This is a genomic window from Pseudoxanthomonas sp. J35, assembly GCF_000513995.1.
In the GTDB taxonomy this organism is placed as follows: Bacteria; Pseudomonadota; Gammaproteobacteria; order Xanthomonadales; family Xanthomonadaceae; genus Pseudoxanthomonas.
Genome location: NZ_AZVB01000012.1, coordinates 99,130 through 119,520 on the forward strand (window position 1 = coordinate 99,130; position 20,391 = coordinate 119,520).

At 66.7% G+C, this 20,391-nt stretch carries 20 protein-coding genes and 1 pseudogene; 14 read left to right on the forward strand and 7 right to left on the reverse strand.

All coding sequences use genetic code 11. The annotated features are described in order from the left end of the window. Positions 1–31: 31 nt before the first annotated feature. Both PSEJ35_RS0109560 and PSEJ35_RS0109565 read right to left on the reverse strand, forming a co-directional pair. Positions 32–424: a TfoX/Sxy family protein gene (locus PSEJ35_RS0109560; RefSeq protein ID WP_028917584.1), complete on the reverse strand. Its 393-nt coding sequence runs from the start codon at positions 422–424 to the stop codon at positions 32–34. Next, positions 421–906, reverse strand: a complete 486-nt coding sequence (locus PSEJ35_RS0109565) for a GAF domain-containing protein (RefSeq protein ID WP_028917585.1) — start codon at positions 904–906, stop codon at positions 421–423. Before PSEJ35_RS0109565 ends, PSEJ35_RS0109560 begins: the two co-directional genes overlap by 4 nt. A gap of 88 nt (positions 907–994) precedes the next feature. On the opposite strand from PSEJ35_RS0109565, the gene bioD reads away from it, so the two are divergent. After that, positions 995–1,678, forward strand: coding sequence for a dethiobiotin synthase (gene bioD / locus PSEJ35_RS0109570; RefSeq protein ID WP_028917586.1), 684 nt, complete (start codon positions 995–997; stop codon positions 1,676–1,678). A 29-nt stretch (positions 1,679–1,707) separates the two neighbouring features. Here the strand turns inward: bioD and PSEJ35_RS0109575 are convergent, their stop codons facing one another. The 4 genes and pseudogenes from PSEJ35_RS0109575 to PSEJ35_RS0109590 all read right to left on the reverse strand — a co-directional run. Next, positions 1,708–2,727: a zinc-binding alcohol dehydrogenase family protein gene (locus PSEJ35_RS0109575; RefSeq protein ID WP_028917587.1), complete on the reverse strand. Its 1,020-nt coding sequence runs from the start codon at positions 2,725–2,727 to the stop codon at positions 1,708–1,710. A 257-nt stretch (positions 2,728–2,984) separates the two neighbouring features. Next, a complete protein-coding gene (locus PSEJ35_RS0109580; protein ID WP_028917588.1) occupies positions 2,985–3,374 on the reverse strand; it encodes a phasin family protein in 390 nt (129 codons plus the stop codon). Between the two features lie 205 nt (positions 3,375–3,579). Continuing rightward, positions 3,580–3,933: a 6-carboxytetrahydropterin synthase QueD gene (gene queD / locus PSEJ35_RS0109585; protein WP_028917589.1), complete on the reverse strand. Its 354-nt coding sequence runs from the start codon at positions 3,931–3,933 to the stop codon at positions 3,580–3,582. Positions 3,934–4,055: 122 nt separating this feature from the next. Continuing rightward, a pseudogene (locus PSEJ35_RS0109590) lies at positions 4,056–5,357 on the reverse strand (DEAD/DEAH box helicase); the annotation flags it as partial. Positions 5,358–5,767: 410 nt separating this feature from the next. Between PSEJ35_RS0109590 and PSEJ35_RS0109595 the strand changes: the two are divergent. Next, positions 5,768–6,766 (forward strand): fumarylacetoacetate hydrolase family protein, encoded by a 999-nt coding sequence (locus PSEJ35_RS0109595; RefSeq protein WP_028917591.1) that lies wholly within the window; start codon positions 5,768–5,770, stop codon positions 6,764–6,766. 97 nt (positions 6,767–6,863) lie between these two features. Next, complete coding sequence (gene maiA / locus PSEJ35_RS0109600; protein ID WP_028917592.1) at positions 6,864–7,538, forward strand: maleylacetoacetate isomerase; 675 nt, start codon at positions 6,864–6,866, stop codon at positions 7,536–7,538. A gap of 37 nt (positions 7,539–7,575) precedes the next feature. Here maiA and PSEJ35_RS0109605 read toward each other — a convergent pair whose 3' ends face one another. Next, complete coding sequence (locus PSEJ35_RS0109605) at positions 7,576–8,709, reverse strand: PilT/PilU family type 4a pilus ATPase (protein ID WP_028917593.1); 1,134 nt, start codon at positions 8,707–8,709, stop codon at positions 7,576–7,578. A 108-nt stretch (positions 8,710–8,817) separates the two neighbouring features. Between PSEJ35_RS0109605 and PSEJ35_RS0109610 the strand changes: the two genes are divergently transcribed. The 11 genes from PSEJ35_RS0109610 to PSEJ35_RS0109660 all read left to right on the forward strand — a co-directional run bounded on the left by PSEJ35_RS0109610 (position 8,818) and on the right by PSEJ35_RS0109660 (position 20,361). Beyond that, positions 8,818–9,216 (forward strand): DUF4398 domain-containing protein, encoded by a 399-nt coding sequence (locus tag PSEJ35_RS0109610; RefSeq protein WP_028917594.1) that lies wholly within the window; start codon positions 8,818–8,820, stop codon positions 9,214–9,216. Continuing rightward, positions 9,213–10,106 (forward strand): OmpA family protein, encoded by an 894-nt coding sequence (locus PSEJ35_RS0109615; RefSeq protein ID WP_028917595.1) that lies wholly within the window; start codon positions 9,213–9,215, stop codon positions 10,104–10,106. Before PSEJ35_RS0109610 ends, PSEJ35_RS0109615 begins: the two co-directional genes overlap by 4 nt. A 402-nt stretch (positions 10,107–10,508) precedes the next feature. Beyond that, positions 10,509–10,724: a YdcH family protein gene (locus tag PSEJ35_RS0109620; RefSeq protein ID WP_028917596.1), complete on the forward strand. Its 216-nt coding sequence runs from the start codon at positions 10,509–10,511 to the stop codon at positions 10,722–10,724. A gap of 175 nt (positions 10,725–10,899) precedes the next feature. Beyond that, on the forward strand, positions 10,900–12,276 hold the full coding sequence (locus PSEJ35_RS0109625) for a pyridoxal-phosphate dependent enzyme (RefSeq protein ID WP_028917597.1): 1,377 nt from the start codon (positions 10,900–10,902) through the stop codon (positions 12,274–12,276). Positions 12,277–12,351: 75 nt separating this feature from the next. Beyond that, the gene (locus PSEJ35_RS0109630; RefSeq protein ID WP_028917598.1) at positions 12,352–13,536 is read left to right on the forward strand and encodes a cystathionine gamma-synthase; all 1,185 of its coding nucleotides are present in this window, start codon (positions 12,352–12,354) and stop codon (positions 13,534–13,536) included. A gap of 9 nt (positions 13,537–13,545) precedes the next feature. Next, positions 13,546–14,361 (forward strand): ABC transporter permease, encoded by an 816-nt coding sequence (locus PSEJ35_RS0109635; RefSeq protein ID WP_037082960.1) that lies wholly within the window; start codon positions 13,546–13,548, stop codon positions 14,359–14,361. Further along, positions 14,351–15,772 (forward strand): ABC transporter ATP-binding protein, encoded by a 1,422-nt coding sequence (locus tag PSEJ35_RS15950; RefSeq protein ID WP_037082963.1) that lies wholly within the window; start codon positions 14,351–14,353, stop codon positions 15,770–15,772. The genes PSEJ35_RS0109635 and PSEJ35_RS15950 overlap by 11 nt, the downstream gene beginning before the upstream one ends. After that, positions 15,769–17,127 carry a hypothetical protein gene (locus tag PSEJ35_RS0109645; protein ID WP_156924782.1) on the forward strand — a complete coding sequence of 453 codons (1,359 nt, stop codon included), beginning with the start codon at positions 15,769–15,771 and terminating at the stop codon, positions 17,125–17,127. The genes PSEJ35_RS15950 and PSEJ35_RS0109645 overlap by 4 nt, the downstream gene beginning before the upstream one ends. Before the next feature lie 192 nt (positions 17,128–17,319). Beyond that, positions 17,320–18,648: a hypothetical protein gene (locus PSEJ35_RS15955; RefSeq protein WP_084635499.1), complete on the forward strand. Its 1,329-nt coding sequence runs from the start codon at positions 17,320–17,322 to the stop codon at positions 18,646–18,648. Beyond that, on the forward strand, positions 18,635–19,810 hold the full coding sequence (locus tag PSEJ35_RS0109655) for a glycosyltransferase (RefSeq protein ID WP_028917601.1): 1,176 nt from the start codon (positions 18,635–18,637) through the stop codon (positions 19,808–19,810). Before PSEJ35_RS15955 ends, PSEJ35_RS0109655 begins: the two co-directional genes overlap by 14 nt. Next, positions 19,807–20,361, forward strand: a complete 555-nt coding sequence (locus PSEJ35_RS0109660; protein WP_156924783.1) for a hypothetical protein — start codon at positions 19,807–19,809, stop codon at positions 20,359–20,361. The genes PSEJ35_RS0109655 and PSEJ35_RS0109660 overlap by 4 nt, the downstream gene beginning before the upstream one ends. Positions 20,362–20,391: the final 30 nt, after the last annotated feature.

The window sequence follows — 20,391 nt, forward strand, 5'->3', positions numbered from 1 at the left end:
CGCCGGGGGGTGCCGGTCCGCGAGCGGGCGCTCAGGTCGGCAGGCCGTCGTCCTCGTCCGCGGGGCCGTCGGCCACGGCATCGCCGCCGTCGGGCTGCACTTCGCCGTCGCTGTTGTAGAAGGCGGTGGTCACCGGCCCGCCGACCGGGCGCCCGCGCGCCGGCGGCAGCGCCGCGCTGGCCGCTTCCAGCTCGGCCAGCAGCTGCTGGCGCCGGTCCTCGGGCACGTCGTGCCAGTGGCAGCCGGTGAGCGCGCCCTCGAGCGCGTAGAGCAGGTTGAGGCTGGGCTTGAAACCGGCGCGGCGGACCTTGAGGAAGGCCTGTACCGCGCCGGCGGCGGCCAGGTCCTCGGCGCTGCGCAGGCCCACCTGGCGCAGCCACGCCGCGCTCTTGGGGCCGATGTTGCGCAGCTGCGCCGTGCTCATTGCAGCGACTCGACGAAGGCCGCGGCGATCGCTTCCAGGCCGCGCTGGTCGTCGGCGTCGAAGCGGTCCGGCTCCGGGCTGTCCAGGTCGAACACGCCGACCAGCTCGCCGTCGCGCAGCAGCGGCACCACCAGCTCCGAGCGCGAGGCCGAATCGCAGGCGATGTGCCCGGGGAAGGCATGCACGTCCGGCACGCGCTGGGTCTGGCGGGTCGAGGCGGCCGCGCCGCACACGCCCTTGTCCAGCGGGATGCGCACGCAGGCCGGCAGGCCCTGGAACGGGCCGACCACCAGCTCGGTGCCGTCGTAGAAGTAGAAGCCCACCCAGTTCAGCGCCGGCAGGGCGTGGTAGACCAGCGCCGACAGGTTGGCGGCGTTGGCGATGCGGTCGCGCTCGCCGTGGAGGAGGCCGCGCGCCTGGGCGAGCAGCTGTTCGTACTGGGCCGGCTTGTCGCCGCTGAGGGGGATGGCGGTAAAGGACATGCCTGCATGGTACCGCTTCGGCAGCCGGCTCCGCAGGCGGCGCGTGGCCGCCCGTATGATGCGGGACCGTTCCCGTCCCCCGGCCGCCATGGACCTCGCGATCCCCGACCGCTGCTACGTCACCGGCACCGACACCGGCGCCGGCAAGACCCTGGCCAGCTGCACCCTGCTGCACGCGCTGCGCGCGCAAGGGCTGCGCGCGGTAGGGATGAAGCCGGTGGCCAGCGGCTGCGAACGCATCGATGGCCGCTGGCGCAATGCCGACGCGCTGGCGCTGCAGGTGGCCAGCGATCCGCGGCCGGACTACGCCGACCTCAACCCGTACGCGCTGCCCGAACCGCTGGCCCCGGAACTGGCCGCGCGCGCGGCGGGCATCGAGGTCTCGCTGCCGCCGCTGCTGGAGGCGTTCGCGCGCCTGCGCGCGTCCGCCGAGGTGGTGGTGGTCGAAGGCGTGGGGGGCTGGGCCGCGCCGCTGGCCGGCGACCTTGACCAGGCCGACCTGGTGCGCGCGCTGCAGGCACCGGTGGTGCTGGTGGTCGGGATGCGCCTGGGCTGCCTCAACCACGCCCGCCTCACCGCGGCGGCGATCGCCGCCGACGGCTGCGAACTGGTGGGTTGGATCGCCAGCGAGGTCGATCCGGGCATGGCCTGCCGCGACGAAAACTTCGAGCTGCTGTCCGCGCGCCTGGATGCGCCCTGCCTGGGCCGGTTGCCGCACTCGCCGGCCCCGGATCCGGCGCGGCTGGCCGCGCGGCTGGCGCTGGCCGGCTGAGCAGCCAGCCCGCGCCACTACGCCTCCGGTCAATCGAAGCCGGCCAGGGTGGTCTTGCCGATCGCCTTGCCGCTTTCCAGCAGCGCGTGCGCCTTGCGCAGGTTGGCGGCATTGATCGTGCCCAGCGAGCCGGTACGGGTGGTCACGATCGTGCCGGCGTCGGCCAGCCGCGCGACCTCGCGCAGGATTTCCTGCTGGCGCTGGATGTCCGCGGTGCCGAACAGCGGCCGGGTGAACATCAGCTCCCAGTGCAGCGACAGGCTCTTGCGCTTCAGCGGCATCACGTCCAGTGCGGCCGGATCGTCGATCAGCGCGATCCGGCCCTGCGGCGCGATCAGTTCGACGATGTCGCCCACGTAACGGTCGGTGTGCGTCGTGGAGAACACGAACGCCGGCGCGCCGATGCCCAGCGCGGCCACCTGCGGCGCCAGCGGCTGGCGGTGGTCGACGACGTGGTGCGCGCCCATCTTCTTCACCCATTCCACCGTTTCCGGGCGCGAGGCCGTGGCGATCACGGTCAGCCCGGTCAGCGCCCGCGCCAGCTGCACGGTGATCGAACCGACGCCGCCGGCGCCGCCGATCACCAGCAGGGCATTGGCCGCGCCGGGCACCGCGTCGTCCACGCGCAGGCGGTCGAACAGGGTTGTTTCCCAGGCGGTCAACGAGGTCAGCGGCAGCGCCACCGCGTCCTCGTCATCCAGCTTCTGCGGTGCATGGGCGACGATGCGCGCATCCACCGCCTGCAGTTGCGCGTTGCTGCCGGGGCGGTCGATCTGGCCGGCGTAGAACACGCGGTCGCCCGGCTGGAAGCCCTGCACCTGGCTGCCGACCGCGCGCACCCGGCCCACCGCGTCCCAGCCCAGGATGCGGGGCCGGCCCGCTTCCGGCTGCGCCGAGGCGCGCACCTTCACGTCCACCGGGTTGACCGAGATCGCCTGCACTTCGACCAGCAGGTCGTGCGCGCCGTATTCCGGCTCCGGCACTTCCAGGTCCTGCAGCGAGCGCGGGTCGGAAACGGGCAGGGGTCGGGTGGTACCGATCGCTTTCATGGCGTGCTCCATGCGTTTGGGGCGGAGCGCAATTTCGCGCCAGTCGCGGCGTGGCGAAAGTACCTGCTTGCCCGACACACAGTGCCGGAAAGCGCCCCTATGGCGTGGGTGCGGCGGACGCGATTCCGCGGCCTCGCCGGATCGCAGGCATAAAAAGACCCGGCAGAGGGAGGGATCTGCCGGGTCCGGGTTTGCGCGGGGGAGGGGATCCGCGCAAATTCAGTTGTCGCCCGCGCGCAAGGCGCGCGGTGGCGCAATCAGCGCTTGGCGGCCTTGGCGGCCTTGGCCACGGTGGCCTGGGCCTGCTCGGTGGCGGCCTCGAACTGGCTCTTGGCCAGCTGGCCGAGGGCCTCGCTGGTCTTCAGGGTCAGGCCGAACACTTCCTGGCCGGCGGCGGCGACGCGCTCGGCGTTGTCGCGGGCCACCTGCAGGCCCTTCGGGAACAGGCTCTTGTAGGCCTCCAGGTCGCGGGCCTCGGCCAGCTCACCGAGGTAGCTGGTGGTGGCGTCGATGTTCTTCTCGAAGGTCCGCAGCTGCACGCCGAAGACGGTCTCGGCGTTCTCCAGGGCCAGGCGGTTCACACGCGCGGCCACCGCGGCGAGCTGGTGGGTATAGGCGCTGAACTGGTCATTGAACTGGTACGACATGGCGGTCTCCGTTACGGATTGCCTGATGGTGCGGTGCAGCATACAGCGGCTTCTGTTGCGATGCAACAAGATCCGGCAAATAATTTTCCGTCCGTTCAGGATCCTTTGGAGTCAATGACTTGGCGGGCATGCGACCACGCTTCCGGGCCGCCTGGGCGGCCCGGAGGGGGGGATTTGCGCGGCGAAGGGCCGGTGGGCCGGACCTTCAGCCCCGGTAGCGGCAGCCGGAGGTGCAGGTTTCGTGGACCACGACCTCGCTCAGCAGCGGCAGCGCCGGCTTGAGCCGGCCCCAGATCCACGCCGCCAGCCGTTCGCTGGTGGGGTTTTCCAGGCCGTCGATCTCGTTGAGGTAGTGGTGGTCCAGCTGCTCGTACAGCGGCTTGAACGCCGCCTTGATCTCGGCGAAGTCCATCACCCAGCCGGTGTGCGGATCGGCGTCGCCGGAAACATGGATTTCCACCCGGAACGAATGCCCGTGCAGGCGCGCGCACTTGTGCCCTTCCGGCACGTTCGGCAGGCGATGCGCGGCTTCGAGGGTGAAGACCTTGAAGATGTCCATGCGTGGATTCTGTTACGCGGAGTGGAACCCGGCAATCACGCGGGGGCGTGATGGCCGGTGTGGCTGCGGCGCGGGCCGCGGCCGTGCGGCTGCTGGCGACGGCCCGGGTTGGCCGCGGCCTTGCCGCCTTCGCGCTGCGGCTGGCCGCCGCCGGACTTCTTCGGGCCGGCGTGCGCGTGGCGCGGCGCATCGCCGTGCGGACGGCGCGCATGGCGACGCGGCGGACGCTGCCCGCCGGGCACTTCGGCCTTGCCCGGCGCACTGTTGCCCCAGCGGATCGGCACCTGCGGCTCGAACCCCGGCAGGTCGCGGATCTCCATGTCGCGGTCGAGCAGGCGCACGATCTGGCGCAGCAGCTTGGCGTCGTCCTGCGAGACCAGCGACAGCGCCTCGCCGCTGGCGCCGTTGCGGCCGGTGCGGCCGATGCGGTGCACGTAGTCCTCGGCCACCATCGGCAGGTCGTAGTTGATCACCCGCGGCAGCTGGTCGATGTCGATGCCGCGCGCGGCGATATCGGTCGCCACCAGCACCTTGACCTTGCCGGCCTTGAAGTCGCCCAGCGCGCGCAGGCGCTGGCCCTGGCTCTTGTTGCCGTGGATCGCCGCGGCGTGGATGCCGGACTTCTCCAGGAAGGTGGCCAGCTTGTCGCTGCCATGCTTGGTCTTGGCGAACACCAGGGTCTGCACCCGGGTGTCCTGGCCGAGCAGGTGCAGCAGCAGCTCGCGCTTGCGGCCGGCGTCGACCGGGTGCACGCGGTGGGCGATGGTCTCGGCGACGGTGTTCTGCGGGGTGACCTGCACCTCGCGCGGATGGCGCATGAACTCCATCGCCAGCTGCTTGATGCTCTCCGGGAAGGTGGCCGAGAACAGCAGGGTCTGCCGGTTCTGCTTCGGCAGCTTGGCGAGGATGCGCTTGATCGAGGGCAGGAAGCCCATGTCGAGCATGCGGTCGGCCTCGTCCAGCACCAGGATCTCGATCCCGGACAGGTCGACGCTGCGGCGTTCGATGTGGTCGATCAGGCGGCCCGGGCAGGCGATCACCAGGTCCACGCCGCGGCGCAGCGCGTCCAGCTGGTTGCCCATGCCGACGCCGCCGTAGATCACCGCGCTGGGGATGCGCAGGTACTTGCTGTAGCCGCGCAGGCTGTCGTGCACCTGGGTGGCCAGCTCGCGGGTCGGCGCCAGCACCAGCGCACGCGGGCGGCGCGGGCCGTTGACCGCCTGCGGCTTCGTGCCCAGGTGCTGCAGCAGCGGCAGGCCGAACGCGGCGGTCTTGCCGGTGCCGGTCTGCGCGCCGGCCAGCAGGTCGTGGCCGGCCAGGGCCAGCGGGATGGCCTGCTGCTGGATCGGAGTGGGGTTCTCGTAGCCCTGCTCGGCCAGCGCACGCAGCAGGAAGGGCGCCAGGCCCAGGTGTTCGAACGACATTGGAAGCTCCATGGCAAAACCCGCGGAGGCTCGCGCCTGCGGGCTGATCGGTCATGCGATCGGTGACTCGGAGCGTTCCCGTGAACCGCGCTGCGAGAAGTGGATGGCCGGTATCGGCCCGGTTGCCTGGCGAATGGCGTCGGAGTGGGACGGCGCGCCGGGAGTTTCCGGGGCTGCCGTTCCCCGAGGGAAACGGACGGCCGCCTGGCAACCAGACCGCCGATTCTACGCGAAGCCGGCCGTTCCCGCCCGTACGCCTGGCCGGATCGTTCAGGGGGACGGGCGCGACCTTTCCGCCGGTTCGACCCGCGACCCGTCCGGCAGCACGATGCCGGCCATTCAAAGCGTTTCGGATGAAACAATCGCCCGGGAGCCGCTACAATCCGCCGCCCCAGCAGCAGGAGTAGGCGATGAAGCTCGGATCCCTCAAGGAAGGCGGCCGCGACGGCACCCTGGTGGTGGTATCGCGTGACCTGGCCCGCGCCGTGCGCGCCACCGGCATCGCCGCCACCCTGCAGCAGGCGCTGGACGACTGGCAGCGGGCCGCCCCGCGCCTGGTCGCCCTGGCCGCGGCGCTGGAGGCCGGCGAGGCCGAAGGCGCCTTTGAACTCGAGTTCGACGCCCTGGCCGCGCCGCTGCCGCGCGCCTACGAGTTCGTCGACGGCAGCGCCTACCTGCCGCACGTGGAGCGCGTGCGCCGCGCCCGTGGCGCCGAGGTGCCCGAAAGCTTCTATACCGACCCGCTGATGTACCAGGCCACCAGCGCCGGCTTCCTCGGCCCGCGCGACCCGGTGCGCGTGACCAGCGAGGACTACGGCATCGACCTGGAAGCCGAGATCGTGGTGATCACCGACGACGTGCCGATGGCGGTGACGCCGGAGCAGGCCGCCGGGCACATCCAGCTGGTCGGCCTGGTCAACGACGTCTCCCTGCGCAACCTGATCCCGGCCGAACTGGCCAAGGGCTTCGGCTTCCTGCAGTCCAAGCCGCGTTCGGCGCTGTCGCCGGTGTTCGTGACGCCCGACGAGCTGGGCGAGGCCTGGCGCGGCAACAAGCTGCACCTGCCGCTGCTGACCCACGTCAACGGCGAATGGTTCGGCGCGCCGGAAGCGGGCGAGGACATGCAGTTCGACTTCGCCCAGCTGGTCGCCCACGCGGCCAGGACCCGCCCGCTGGCGGCCGGCACCCTCGTCGGCTCCGGCACCATCGCCAACCAGGACGTGTCCCGCGGCGCCTCGTGCTTCGCCGAGAAGCGCACCGTGGAGGCGCTGCGCGACGGCAAGCCAAGCACGCCGTTCCTCAGGTTCGGCGACCGCGTGCGCATCGAGATGCTGGACCGCGAGGGCCGCAGCCTGTTCGGCGCGATCGAGCAGAAGATCGAACGCCAGCCGCTGCCCGGCCAGGGCTGAGCCGGCAGGCGGCGCGGCGCCCGCGATGGGCGGCGGCCACGATGGCCGCGGCGCGCGCTATGGTGCGTCGCGCCGGCACGCATCGGGAGGGGAGGCGATGGCGAACGAGGAAACCCTGCGGCTGTACTCGTACTGGCGCTCCAGCGCCGCCTACCGCGTGCGCATCGGCCTGGAGCTCAAGGGCCTGCCGTACGCGATCCAGCCGGTGCACCTGCTCGAGGGCGGTGGCCAGCAGCACGCGCCGGACTACGCCGCGCTCAACCCGCAGCAGCTGGTGCCACTGCTGATGCACGGCCGCCGCGCCGTGCGCCAGTCGCTGGCGATCCTCGAATACATCGACGAGACCTGGCCCGACGCCGAGCCGCTGCTGCCGGACACCGCGCGCGGACGCGCGCGGGTGCGCGCGCTGGCGCTGCTGGTGGCCTGCGACATCCACCCGCTCAACAACCTGCGCGTGCTGCAGTTCTTCGAGCAGCAGTGGAACGTGCCGCAGGCCGAGCGCGAGGACTGGGTGCGGCACTGGATCGTCGACGGGCTGGACGCGTTCGAGGCGCTCGTCGCCGACGACCCGTCCACCGGCAGCTTCTGCCACGGCGACGTGCCCGGCCTGGCCGACTGCTGCCTGGTGCCGCAGCTGTACAACGCGCGCCGCTTCGGCATCGACGTGGCGCGCTGGCCGACCCTGGCGCGGATCGAGCGCGCCTGCCTGGAGCTGGCGGCGTTCCGCGCGGCCGCGCCCGAGGCGCAGCCGGACGCGCCGCGCCGGTCCTGAGGAAACGCCGCGGCGCCCGCGAGGGGCGCCGGGACGATCAGCCGAAGCCGTGGCTGATGGTGGCCGAGCCGCCGCCGCTGAGGTCGGCGTAGGGATCGTGCTCGCCGTCGGCGCCTTCGGACAGGCGGAACTTCAGCGCCAGGCCGTCGCGCGAGTCGGCCGCGCGCAGCGCCTCCTCCTGCTCGATCTTGCCCTGCTTGACCAGCCGGAACAGGCACTGGTCGAAGCTCTGCATGCCTTCCTCCAGCGAGCTTTCCATCGCCGCCTTGATCTCGTGCACCTGGCCGCGGCGCAGCAGGTCGCGGATCATCGGCGTGTTGAGCAGTACCTCGGTCGCCGGCAGGCGCCGGCCGTCGACGCCCTTGACCAGGCGCAGCGACACCACCGCGCGCAGGTTCAGCGCCAGGTTCATCAGCACGTTCTTGTGCGCGCTCTCGGGGAAGAAGTTGAGGATGCGCTCGATGGTCTGGTCGGCGTTGTTGGAGTGCAGGGTCGCCAGGCACAGGTGGCCGGTTTCGGCGAAGGCGATCGCCGCCTCCATGGTCTCCGCGTCGAGGATCTCGCCGATCAGGATCACGTCCGGCGCCTCGCGCATCGCGTTCTTCAGTGCGTTGTGGAAGGCGTGGGTGTCCAGGCCGACCTCGCGCTGGTTGACGATCGACTTCTTGTGCTTGTGCAGGTACTCGATCGGGTCCTCGATGGTGAGGATGTGCCCGGTCATGTTGCTGTTGCGGTAGTCGATCATCGACGCCAGCGAGGTCGACTTGCCCGAACCGGTGGAGCCGACGATCAGCACCAGCCCGCGCGGGGTCATGATGATGTCCTTCAGCACCTCCGGCAGGTTCAGCTCCTCAATCGAGGGGATCACGCTGCGGATGGCGCGGATCACCATGCCGACCTCGCCGCGCTGCTTGAACACGTTGACGCGGAAGCGGCCGGCGTCGGCCACGGCGATGGCCATGTTCAGCTCCAGGTCGCGCTCGAACTGCGGCACCTGGCCTTCGTCCATCAGCGAGTAGGCGATCTTCTTGACCATGCCCGGCGGCAGGCCGGTATTGCCCAGCGGATACAGCTTGCCTTCGATCTTGATGTACACCGGTGCCCCGGTGGTCAGGAACATGTCCGAGGCATTCTTCTCGGTCATCAGCTTCAGGAAGTAGCCGATATCCATTACGCAACGATCCCCAACTGCTCGATTTACGTGGCCCCGGGCCGGCGTTGCATGCGCGGCGCGGGCTTCAGACAATGGCCGCGCCGTCACAGGACACGACCTTCCCCGATGAACGAGCCTAGCTTCGCACACTTCCGCCGGCGCCTGTACGCGCTGTTCGTCGCAACCGGGTTGGCGGTCACAGCCCATGCCCAGGTGGCCTCGCCGGACGTGCAGCGTGCCGAGGAGGCCGTGCTGCAGGCCCAGCAGGCCGATGCCGATCAGTGGGCCCCCGATCTGATGGAGGCGGCGCGCGCCGGGCTGGTCCAGGCCCAGGCCGGGGCCATGTCGCGCAGCCGCAGCGAGCGCCGCGAGGCCGCGGAACTGGCCCGCCGGGTGGCGGTGGACGCCGACCTGGCCCGCGCCCGCAGCGAGCGCGCCCAGGCCGAGGCCGCGCTGCAGCAGCGCCGCGCCGAGGTGGCCGAACTGCGCCAGTCGCTGGGCCTGCCGGCGGAGGGCACCCCATGAGCCTGCGTTCGAGGATGCTATCGGCCTGCCTGCTGGCGGCCGTCGCCGCCCCGTCCCTGGCCCTGGCCGCGGACGATCCGGACGTGGTGCGCCTGCAGGCGCGCCTGGCGGCCCTGCGCAACGACCCGCTGATCGGGCGGCTGGCCGCGTTCGAGCAGATGGAGGCCCGCCAGGCCATCGACGCGCTGGCCCAGGCCCGCCGCAACGACCGCCCCGGCGCGCTGTACATCGCCGAGCGCCGGGTCGAGATCGCCGAGGCCGCCGCCATCACCGAGGGCGCGCGCCGCGAACTGGGCGCGCTGGACCTGCAGCGCACCGAGCTGCTGCTGCAGGCCAGCCGGCGCGACGCCGAGCGCGCCCGCCAGGAGGCCGAGCGCCTGCGCATCCAGTCGCAGATCCAGGCTGAGGAAGCCGAACGCCTGCGCCTGGCCGCCGAGGCCGAGGCGGCCGCGCGCAGCGAGGCCGAGCAGGCGCTGACCAGCGTGGCCGGCAAGCAGACCGCGCAGCTGAGCGCGGCGCGGCGCAAGGAGGCGGCGCTGGCGCGCCAGGAGGCCGAACTGCTGACCGGGGCCAAGCTGCCGCCGTCGAGCTTCGAATCGCGCGGGGAGGTGTTCGTCCTGCCGGCGGCCACCTTCGCTTCCGGCAAGTCCGCCTTGGCCGAGGAGGGCAAGTCCGCGGCCGGCGTGCTGGCCGCGTACCTGCAGATCGGCAAGCGCGGCAGGATCCGGGTCGAGGCCATCGACAAGGACGCCAAGCTGGCCAAGGCGCGTGCCGAGGCGGTGAAGGCGGCGCTGGTCGCCGGCGGCGTGCCGGCCTCGCAGGTCACCGCTTCGGGCAAGGCCGGCGCGGCCACCGCGAAGAAGGCCGCCGAAGTGGTCGTCGCGCAGTAAAAATCGCGGTTACATCAACTGCTTACACGGTGCCGCGGGGCTTTCGCGGCGCCGGCGCCGGCCGGCGCTGACGGCCGGTTTCCCTTGCCGGATCAATGGCTTGGCAGGCGGCTTGCCGCCTCCGGAAGACAGGAGTAGGGTCGGATACCCGGGTGGTTTCCACCATCCGGCTGACCGGAGCACCCTGCCGATGCAGTCGTTGTACGTACCACTGGAGATCGCCGACGGGCCGAGGGTGGCCCGCCGGGAGATGTCCGGTGGCACGGCCGCCGCCGCGCAGTTCCCGTGCTCCGACAATGCGACGCCCCGGTCCGCAGGTCCGGGGCGTTTGCTTTTCCGGGGCCGGCCAGGCCGGCCGGCCCGTTTCCGGCAGGGACGCCAGTTGACCCAGGAGGTGCAGACATGTTCGAAGGGCAACCGCAGGCCGAGATCGAAGCGCTGATGAAGCGCGACCCCGAGTTCAAGCAGCTCTACCAGCGACACCGCACGCTGGACAAGAAGGTGATGGATGCGGAACTCGGGGTCCTGCCGATCGACGATGCCACGCTCGGGCAGATGAAGCGCGAGAAGCTGGCGGCCAAGGAGAAACTGCTGCGCATCTACGACCGGGCCCACTGACCCGGTCGTCCTGGACCTGCAAGGTTCACGCCGCGGGCGGTGGCGGGTTTCCTCGTCGACCCGCCACCGCCCGCGCAATCCCCGCCGGGGCGGCGCTTCCGCCGTTTCCCGGCCCGGCCAATACCGTCGATAATCCCGGTTCCGCCGCGCCACGCGGCCCCAGTACCGGATTGACATGGCCCTGCACGAATCCGTGCTCGAACTGATCGGGCGCACGCCCATGGTGAAGGCGCAGCGCCTGGACACCGGCGCCTGCGAGCTCTACCTCAAGCTGGAGAACGCCAATCCCGGCGGCTCGATCAAGGACCGCATCGGCCTGTCGATGATCGAGGCGGCCGAGGCGCGCGGCGACATCAGGCCCGGCGCCACCCTGGTCGAGGGTACCGCCGGCAACACCGGCATCGGCCTGGCCCTGGTCGCCCAGCAGAAGGGCTACCGCCTGATCCTGGTGGTCCCGGACAAGATGAGCCGGGAGAAGATCTTCAACCTCAAGGCGATGGGCGCCGAGGTGGTGCTGACCCGCTCGGACGTGGGCAAGGGCCACCCGGAGTACTACCAGGACCTGGCCAAGGCCATCGCCGAGCGCACCCCGGGCGCGTACTTCATCAACCAGTTCGGCAACCCGGACAACCCGAAGGCGCACGAGACCGGCACCGGCCCGGAGATCATCGAGCAGATGGCCGAGGTCGGCGGCTTCGACGCGATCGTGTTCGGCTGCGGCAGCTCCGGCACCATGACCGGCCTGTCGCGCTGCTTCGCCGAGAAGGCCCCCGACGTCGAACTGGTGCTGGCCGACCCGGTCGGTTCGATCCTCGCCCAGTACATCAACGAGGGCGTGCTCAGCGACAAGTCCGGCAGCTGGATGGTCGAGGGCATCGGCGAGGACTTCCTGCCGACGATCTCCGACTTCTCGCGGGTGAAGAAGGCCTATGCGATCCCCGACGCGGAGAGCTTCCACACCGCGCGCGAGCTGCTGGCCAAGGAGGGCATCCTCGGCGGTTCCTCCACCGGCACCCTGCTGGCCGCGGCGCTGCGCTACTGCCGCGAGCAGACCGTGCCGAAGAAGGTCGTGGTGCTGGTGCCGGACACCGGCAACAAGTACCTGTCGAAGATGTACAACGACTACTGGATGCTGGACAACGGCTTCCTCGAGCGGCCGCAGCACGGCGACCTGCGCGACCTGATCCTGCGCCCGTACAGCCAGCGCGACACCGTCGTGGTCGGCCCGTCCGACCTGCTCACCACCGCCTACCAGCGGATGAAGCTGTACGACGTCTCGCAGCTGCCGGTGATGGACGGCGACCAGCTGGTCGGCATCATCGACGAGAGCGACGTGCTGCTGCACGTCTACGGCGACGAGGCGCGCTTCCGCGACCCGGTGGCCACCGCGATGGTCAGCAAGCTCGACCGCCTGGACGTGAAGTCGCCCATCGAAGCCCTGCTGCCGGTGTTCGACCGCGGCCAGGTGGCGATCGTGATGGACGGCGAGCGCTTCCTCGGCCTGATCACCCGCATCGACCTGCTGAACTACCTGCGCCGCCGCGTGCAGTGAGGCCCCGGCCGAGCCGGCTTCACTATCGGCCCGGCCCCGAGTTGCTAGAATCCGAACCCTTTGATGGAAGTACCCATGTCGGACCGCAAACCAAGCAGCCAGGATGGCGGGCGCGGGCTTTCGCTCGCCACGCTGGCGATCCACGGCGGGCAGTCGCCCGACCCGAGCACCGGCGCGGTGATGCCGCCGATCTACGCCACCTCGACCTACGCCCAGGCCAGTCCTGGCGAGCACCAGGGCTTCGAGTACTCACGCACCCACAACCCGACCCGCTTTGCCTACGAGCGCTGCGTGGCGGCGCTGGAGGGCGGCGTTCGCGGCTTCGCGTTCGCCTCCGGCATGGCGGCCACCTCCACGGTGATCGAGCTGCTGGACAGCGGTGACCATGTGGTCGCCATGGATGACCTGTACGGCGGCAGCTACCGCCTGTTCGAGCGCGTGCGCCGGCGCAGCGCCGGGCTGGACTTCAGCTTCGTCGACCTGACCGACCTGGCGGCCTTCGAGGCGGCGATCACGCCGCGGACCCGCATGGTCTGGATCGAGACCCCGACCAACCCGATGCTCAAGATCGTGGACATCGCCGCGATCGCCGCCATCGCGCGCAGGCGCGGGCTGATCGTGGTGGTGGACAACACCTTCGCCTCGCCGATGCTGCAGCGGCCGCTGGCGCTGGGCGCGGACATCGTCGTCCACTCGGCGACCAAGTACCTCAACGGCCACTCCGACATGGTCGGCGGCATCGCCGTGGTCGGCGACAACGCCGACCTGGCCGAGCGCCTGGCCTTCCTGCAGAACTCGGTGGGGGGCGTGCAGGGGCCGTTCGACAGTTTCCTGGCCCTGCGCGGGCTGAAGACCCTGCCGCTGCGCATGCGCGCGCACTGCGACAACGCGCTGGCGCTGGCGCAGTGGCTGGAAACCCATCCGGCGGTCGAGAAGGTGATCTACCCGGGCTTGGCCTCGCACCCGCAACACGCCCTGGCAGCGCGCCAGATGAGCGGCTTCGGCGGCATCGTCTCGATCGTCCTCAAGGGCGGCTTCGAGGCGGCCAAGCGCTTCTGCGAGCGCACCGAACTGTTCACCCTCGCCGAATCGCTCGGCGGCGTGGAGAGCCTGGTCAACCATCCCGCCGTGATGACCCATGCCTCGATCCCGGTCGCGCGCCGTGAGCAACTCGGCATCAGCGACGCGCTGGTGCGGTTGAGCGTGGGGGTGGAGGATGTGGAGGATTTGCGGTCCGACCTGGCGAATTCTCTGGACTGAAGTAGATCGATGAACAATCCAATTTCGAAAGCGGCCACGCCCTGGTCGGCCCTTACCAAGCACCGTGCCCTGACCTTAGAGATGGCCAAGCGCGACGTGCTTGGACGCTATCGTGGGGCGACCTTCGGCTTGGTTTGGAGCCTGGCTAGTCCTATCGCCATGCTGGCGGTGTATACGCTGGCTTTCGGCGAGATCATGAAGTCGCGCTGGCCGGGCTCGAGCACGACAGCAGATTTCTCGCTGATCATCTTCGTCGGCATAATTGCCCACGGGTTTCTCTCCGAGTGCATGATCAGAGCCCCAACCCTGATCGTATCCAATTCGAACTACGTCAAGAAGATCGTCTTTCCACTCGAGATACTTCCTTGGCAGATGACCTTGTCGGCACTGTTCCACGCGGCGATGAATTTCGTCGTTTTCGCGCTGTTCTTCCTGACACTGCACAAAGGGCTGCATTGGACGATTGTGCTGTTGCCGATAGTGTTTCTACCCCTGGTCGTGATGGCCGTGGGTATCGGCTGGCTCCTGTCCGCCTTGGCGGTCTACGTGCGTGACATCCAGCAGGTAGTGACGCCGCTGTCCACTGCAATGCTGTTTCTGTCCTCGGCGATCGTGCCTGTGGAGCTTGTGCCGGAGAAGTTCCGGGTGCTGTTCCAGCTCAATCCATTGACCTTGATCATCGACCAGGCGCGCACAGTTGCGCTATGGGGGCAATCGCCGGATTTCGCCGCATTGGGAATGTACTCGGTCGCCGCGATTGTTGTCGCGCTGCTGGGCTTCGCCTGCTTCTCGGCCACGAAGGAGGGGTTCGCTGATGTCCTCTGAAGTCGCTATCCGACTTGCTGGTGTCGGCAAGGTCTTTAGAGTCTATGCGCAGCCGCATCATCGATTGTTACAGGGCGTTTCGCGCAATTCGCGCTGGGGCAAGGAGTTTCGCGCGGTCAGTGGCGTCAATCTTGAGGTGCGGCGAGGAGAGACCGTCGGCATCATCGGGCGCAATGGCTCTGGAAAGTCCACCCTGCTGCAGATGATCTGCGGCACACTTCGCTGCAGCGAAGGCGAGGTTGAGATCAACGGACGCATTGCCGCGCTACTGGAACTCGGGGCGGGCTTCAATCCGGAATTTACCGGGCGGGAGAATGTCTATCTCAATGCCTCGCTGATGGGCATGAGCCGGCGCGAGATCGACGAAAAATACGCCAGCATCGTCGCCTTTGCCGATATTGGCGGTCACATCGACCAGCCAGTCAAGACCTATTCCAGTGGCATGTACATCCGGCTGGCTTTCGCGGTCGCGATCAATACGACCCCGGACATCCTGGTCGTCGATGAAGCGCTCTCCGTGGGCGACGAGGCCTTCCAGCGCAAGTGCTTCTCGCGGATCGAGGAACTAAAGTCAGGAGGATGCACCATCCTGTTCGTTTCTCATTCCGCCTCGAGCATTGTCGAGCTTTGTGATCGCGCTGTTCTGCTTGATGCTGGTGAAATGCTGCTTGTTTCCGATCCTAAGACCACCGTGGCGATGTATCAGCGCTTGATCTATTCGCCGCCGGAGAAGCGCGAAGAAGTCCGTGCATTGATCCGGGGCATGGCGTCCACCCAGATGGTCCTGCATAAGGGCGCTTCCGACAGCAACGACTTCGTGCCCCTGTCTGGTGCAGGTGGTGGCCGCCTGTCCCCCGATGTAACGACGACACCGGCTAGGGAGCTTGTCGAGCGTTTCGAGCCCGGCTTGCGTTCAGAAAGCATGGTTAGCTATGTGAGTCGTGGTGCGCTCATCTCGAACGTGCGGATCGAGAACTTGGCTGGTGAGCGGGTCAACATCCTCAAGCCTGGCGAAAGCTATGTGTACCGCTACGACGTCGCTTTCAGCGAGGATGCCTCGCATGTCCATTTCGGTATGATGATCAAGTCGACCACCGGCGTGGACATCTTCGGCATGTCCTCGCATGCAGAGGGTGAAGGTATTGACCACGTTTCGGCGGGTGAACGGTATCAGGTCAGCTTTCGCTTCAAGTCGTGGTTCCTACCAGGCTCCTACTTCACCAATGCAGGTTGTAACGGTGTTCTTTCCGATGGGGAGGCCGTATTCATGCATCGAATCATGGATGCCATGCAATTTCGTATCCAGGACCGCGCTACGGATCGGCGTAAAGCGGGCTTCTACGATCTCGCCGAAGAGCCGGCCTGCAGCCTGGTGGTGGTGGGGTCCGGGAGTCAGGCGGTGTTGTCATGAGCAAGCAGGGCCATGGCCAACGCAAAGGTAATGGGCATGCCCATGAGCACGGCTATGCTCGGGCCAAGAAGGGGGCGCCGGGTGCTATCCGGCGCAGGGCGGTGCTGGTCGTGGGGCCGCCGCGCAGCGGCACTTCTGCCGCGGCACAGGTTCTTAATGGCCTGGGCGTGCACTTCGGTGACCCTGCGCGATTTGTCGACCCGGAGCAGCACAAGCACAATCCTATCTTTTTCGAACTGCAGTCGCTGAACGACCTCAACGATGCCCTGCTCGCCGAGTTGGGGGTGAATTTCGGCGATTTCGATTATTTTCCGGAGCCCGGCAAGTTCCCGCTGAGCGCCGACGCATGGTTGTCGTTCGAGGCACGGGCGGAGGTGCTGATATCCGAAGAATTCGGAGGCAAGCACCTGATCGGTCTGAAAGACCCGAGGTTCGTGTTTACGCTGCCGTTCTGGGATCGTTTCTTCAAGAGCCGGGGCTACGAGCCTTCATTCGTGTTCGTAACACGTGCACCGCAAGCCATCGCGCTGTCCAATGCGAAGGTCAACAAGTGCAGCCAAGGGCACAACGACCGGCTGGCATGGTTGAGCCTGCACCTATGCGCTGCGCAATTAGTTCGGCATAAGCCGGCACTGCTGGATTTCGATCGATTGGTTGCCGAACCGGACATTGTCGTCGGTGAGTTGGCACGATCGCTCAAGCTGAAGGTTCCTGCTGAACTTCGCCACGGCATTGACGCTGGTCTCAAGCACGAAAGTGAAGCTCGCGAGTTCGTAGAAGCCGACATTCCGGATATGGCGCAGGAGTATCTGGCGCGGAGAGCCGAGCTGGATGACTTTGGTCTGCTCGAGTTGGCCCAGCGCCGGCGCGAGGAAGTTAGGGGCCTGGTGCGATCCAATCAGGCGCTCACACAGGAGATCACGGAGGCGCGGATCGAGGTGCGGCGCGTTGAGGGTAGGCTGGCCTCCGCGATGGCGCCGCTGGTCTCCGAGTTAAGGACCGGGTTTGGGCGTATCGCGGATGTGATAGCGAGCGTCGAAGACGAGAAAACGTTCGGTCGTTCGATCATCCAACAGCGGATCAGGGACCTAGAAGATGCGCTCTTCTCCAGTCAGGCGGAATTGAACGCCCTACGGACTGAGGCTCAATCCTTGCAGGTACGCTTGGATCGGCTCCGACAGGGATTGCCGGAACTGGAGGTGGCGGAAGTGCCGCCAGAACACTCGGCAGGTGATGTCGTGGGTCTGGCGCCTATTCCTCTTGATGAAGAATCTTCGGGTGCCGGGGAGGCGGGCTCACAACAGGAGCCAGAGGCAGGCGACCCTGACCAGACAGCGACTGGCAAAATAAGCTGAGAAAGCAGCTTCATTGTCGTGGCCAGTCGCGGCGGCTGCGCTATGCCGCGGTCGGGTTGTGTGGATGCTGAAGCGAGACGGCTGAAGACAGGATTTCTCGCATGGGGCAATATATGTCAGGCCGCCGAAATAGGGGGCAGTCCGCGCTTGGATCGCGCTGACTGTATTGCAAGTAAATCGAAAGGAGAAGCAGTGAATCCGATTGAAAAATTCGTCTGGTATCGTCGTCAGTATGGTCTGCGTGCCACGTTCTTGCGGATCTTTGAGAAGGTCACAGGGCGTCATGGGGAACTGGTCGGACACAATCCGGCAGAGCAGTTCGCAGTACAAAAGACGAGCGAGGCCCAGAATCCGGAAGTTTCCGGCGCAACGGCGGTATGGCTGATGCAGGCCCGGTTCCCTGGCATTGCCCCACTTCCCATTTACCAGGCACCAGGGCCCAAGCTACGCCTGAACCTGGTCACCGATAGCATCAACAGCGGGAGCTTGTTCGGTGGTGTCGGTACCTCAATCATCCTCGCCGCGCTTCTGGCCCGGCGCACGGGTGCGGTGCTTCGCGTGGTTACCCGTACTCAGGCCCCGTACCAACCGAGCTTCGCCGAGGTGCTTCGCTGCAACGGCATCGAGTACAAGGGCAATGTCGAATTCGCCTTCATCGATGTTTCCGACGCTGACAGCCAGCTTGATGTCAGTGAAGGCGACTACTTTCTCACGACGTCGTGGTGGACCACAGCATCGACGCTTGGAAGCATCCGGCCTTCACGCGTGATCTACCTCCTCCAGGAGGATGAGCGCATGTTCTACCCTTATGGCGATGACTGGGTACGCTGCTCGGAAACGATATCGCGCCGGGACGTGGCGGTCGTGCTGAATACCCGCCTCTTGCGCGACCATCTCGTGGGCAGCGGCCTGCCTCATCTGGAGGATGGCGCATTGTTCTTCGAGCCAGCGTTCCCGGCAGCATGCAGCAATGTGCGCAAGGAACACGTGGAGGGCAAGCGGAGACGCCTATTTTTCTATGCGCGCCCGAACAACTTGCGCAATCTGTTCTATCGCGGGATCGAAGTTTTGGATGAAGCCGTCCGCTGTGGCGTGATCAACCCGCACAAGTGGGAAATCGTGCTCGTCGGCAAGGACGTGCCGCAGCTCACCTTAGGGGGCGTCCAGCCCACGATCATGAGTACGCTCAGTTGGACAGACTATGCCAAGTTCGTGCGCACTGTTGATCTCGGTTTTTGTCTGATGGCTACCCCGCACCCCAGCTATCCGCCCCTGGACCTTGCGGCAGTGGGCGCCACAGTGGTCACGAATCGTTTTGGCGTGAAGCAGGACCTGAGCATGTACTCGCCCTCAATCCTGACGGCGGAGCTTGACAGGGGCTCGCTGGTGGCGGCGCTACGCGAGGCGGTCACCCGTATCGAGCAAGGCGAAGGTTCATCCACGAAGTTCGGGCTTCCGGATTCCTGGGAAAAGGCACTGGCAGAAGTAACCGAGGTGTTGGCGAACAATGTTCTACGTTAACGAGCCACAGAACGAGTACCGGGCGCCTTGGACGCAGCGGTTCGACGAGCGCTTCCGTGCATTGTGCTCGCGCGGCACTCGGGTCGCCTACTTCTACGAGGCGGCCGATACCAGCACATTCCGTTATCGTGCCTATAACATGGCCTGCGCGCTGATGGAAGGTACGATGGACGTCAGTTCGTCCTATTTCTTCAATTCCGACGCCGATCATTTCAACGAAATCGTTGATGTCTCCAATGTAATTGTGGTCTGTCGTATGCGTTATAACGACAAGATTGCTGGCATGATTGCGCGGGCCAAGGCGCTGGGCAAGCGCGTACTGTTTGATGTCGACGATCTTGTCTTCAATGTCGACTACGTGCAGCTGATTCTGAAGACACTGGCGCAGGACTTGAAGCATCCGGGTGCCTGGGACCACTGGTTTGCCTATATTTCCCGGATTGGGGCGGTCGCGAGGCTTTGCGACGAATCGGTCACGACCAATCAGTATCTTGCCAGGCAACTTGAGGCGTTCACGGGGCGCAAGGCCAGGGTCGTGCCTAATTTCATGAACAAGGAGCAGCTGGCCATCTCGGACAGGATCTTCGAAGAGAAGGTCGCCAGCGCATTCCGGCGTACCGACGATATCCATATCGGGTACTTCAGCGGCACGCCGACCCACAACCATGACTTTTCCATGGTGGGGACGGCGCTGGAGCGGCTGCTCAGAGAAGATCCGCGCGTGAAGCTCCTGGTGGTTGGCTTCCTCGATATGTCTGGAGACCTAGCAAAGTACTCCGAACGCATTCAGGTATATCCGCTGCACGATTTCATCAACCTGCAGCGTGTCATGTCGCTGGTGGAGATCAACATTGTCCCGTTGCTCGATAACGTCTTCACCAACTGTAAGTCGGAATTGAAATACTTCGAGGCGGCAGCTGTGGGCACCCTGACGGTGGCCACACCGATCCATACTTACGGGAGTGCGATAGAGAGCGGTATCAACGGCTTCCTGGCCAATAGCACGGGCTGGTATGAGGAAATCAAGCGCGCGATCGAAGTGGTCGACCAGGGCTATGCAGACATGGCGAAGGTGGCGAGGTCGCGGGCTATTGAGAGCTATGCCTGGTTCAACCAGATGGAGAAAATTCGAGAAGCACTTTTCAATGGAGAACAGAAGTGAAATTTAAGTCGGTAATGGTGGTTGGCGCTGCCTTGCTGTGTGGCGCATGCAACAACAGTGACGTGGAGCGTACCGCGTCGAGGGCTCCGGATGCGCCCGTGCAGGCGCAGCCTTCTGTGGCCGGTGTGGCAGGCAAGGTTCTCGAGATCCAGGTGGGCCAGTCGTCCAGTGAGTCGATCCTGCTCGGGGCAGGAGGGGTTCTCGAAACTTCCATTAAGTCGCCCGGCGCGGGCGATGCGATCGGCATTGGCGTGCAGATTGGCAACTTCGCTGGCGCCTCGGATGGTGAGATCGAGATGTCAGCTTGCGTTGAACAGACCTGCGCGAGTGGTCGCAGCAAGCTGGAAGGAACGCAGGATAATTCCTTCGTAGACGTCACGTTGAGCACGCCTGTGCCGTTGCGTGACGGCGATAAATTGAAGGTCAAGATCGGCAAGGTCGGCGGCACCAAGGACGTCGCGATCTGGATGTATAACGTCGAGACCGAGACGCTTGCTCCCGATGGCGCGCAGCGCCCTGGTGCTCCGAAGCTCCGGATCACCCTGCGCTGACGAGGCGGGCGCCCTGGCGGGTTTGTCCTG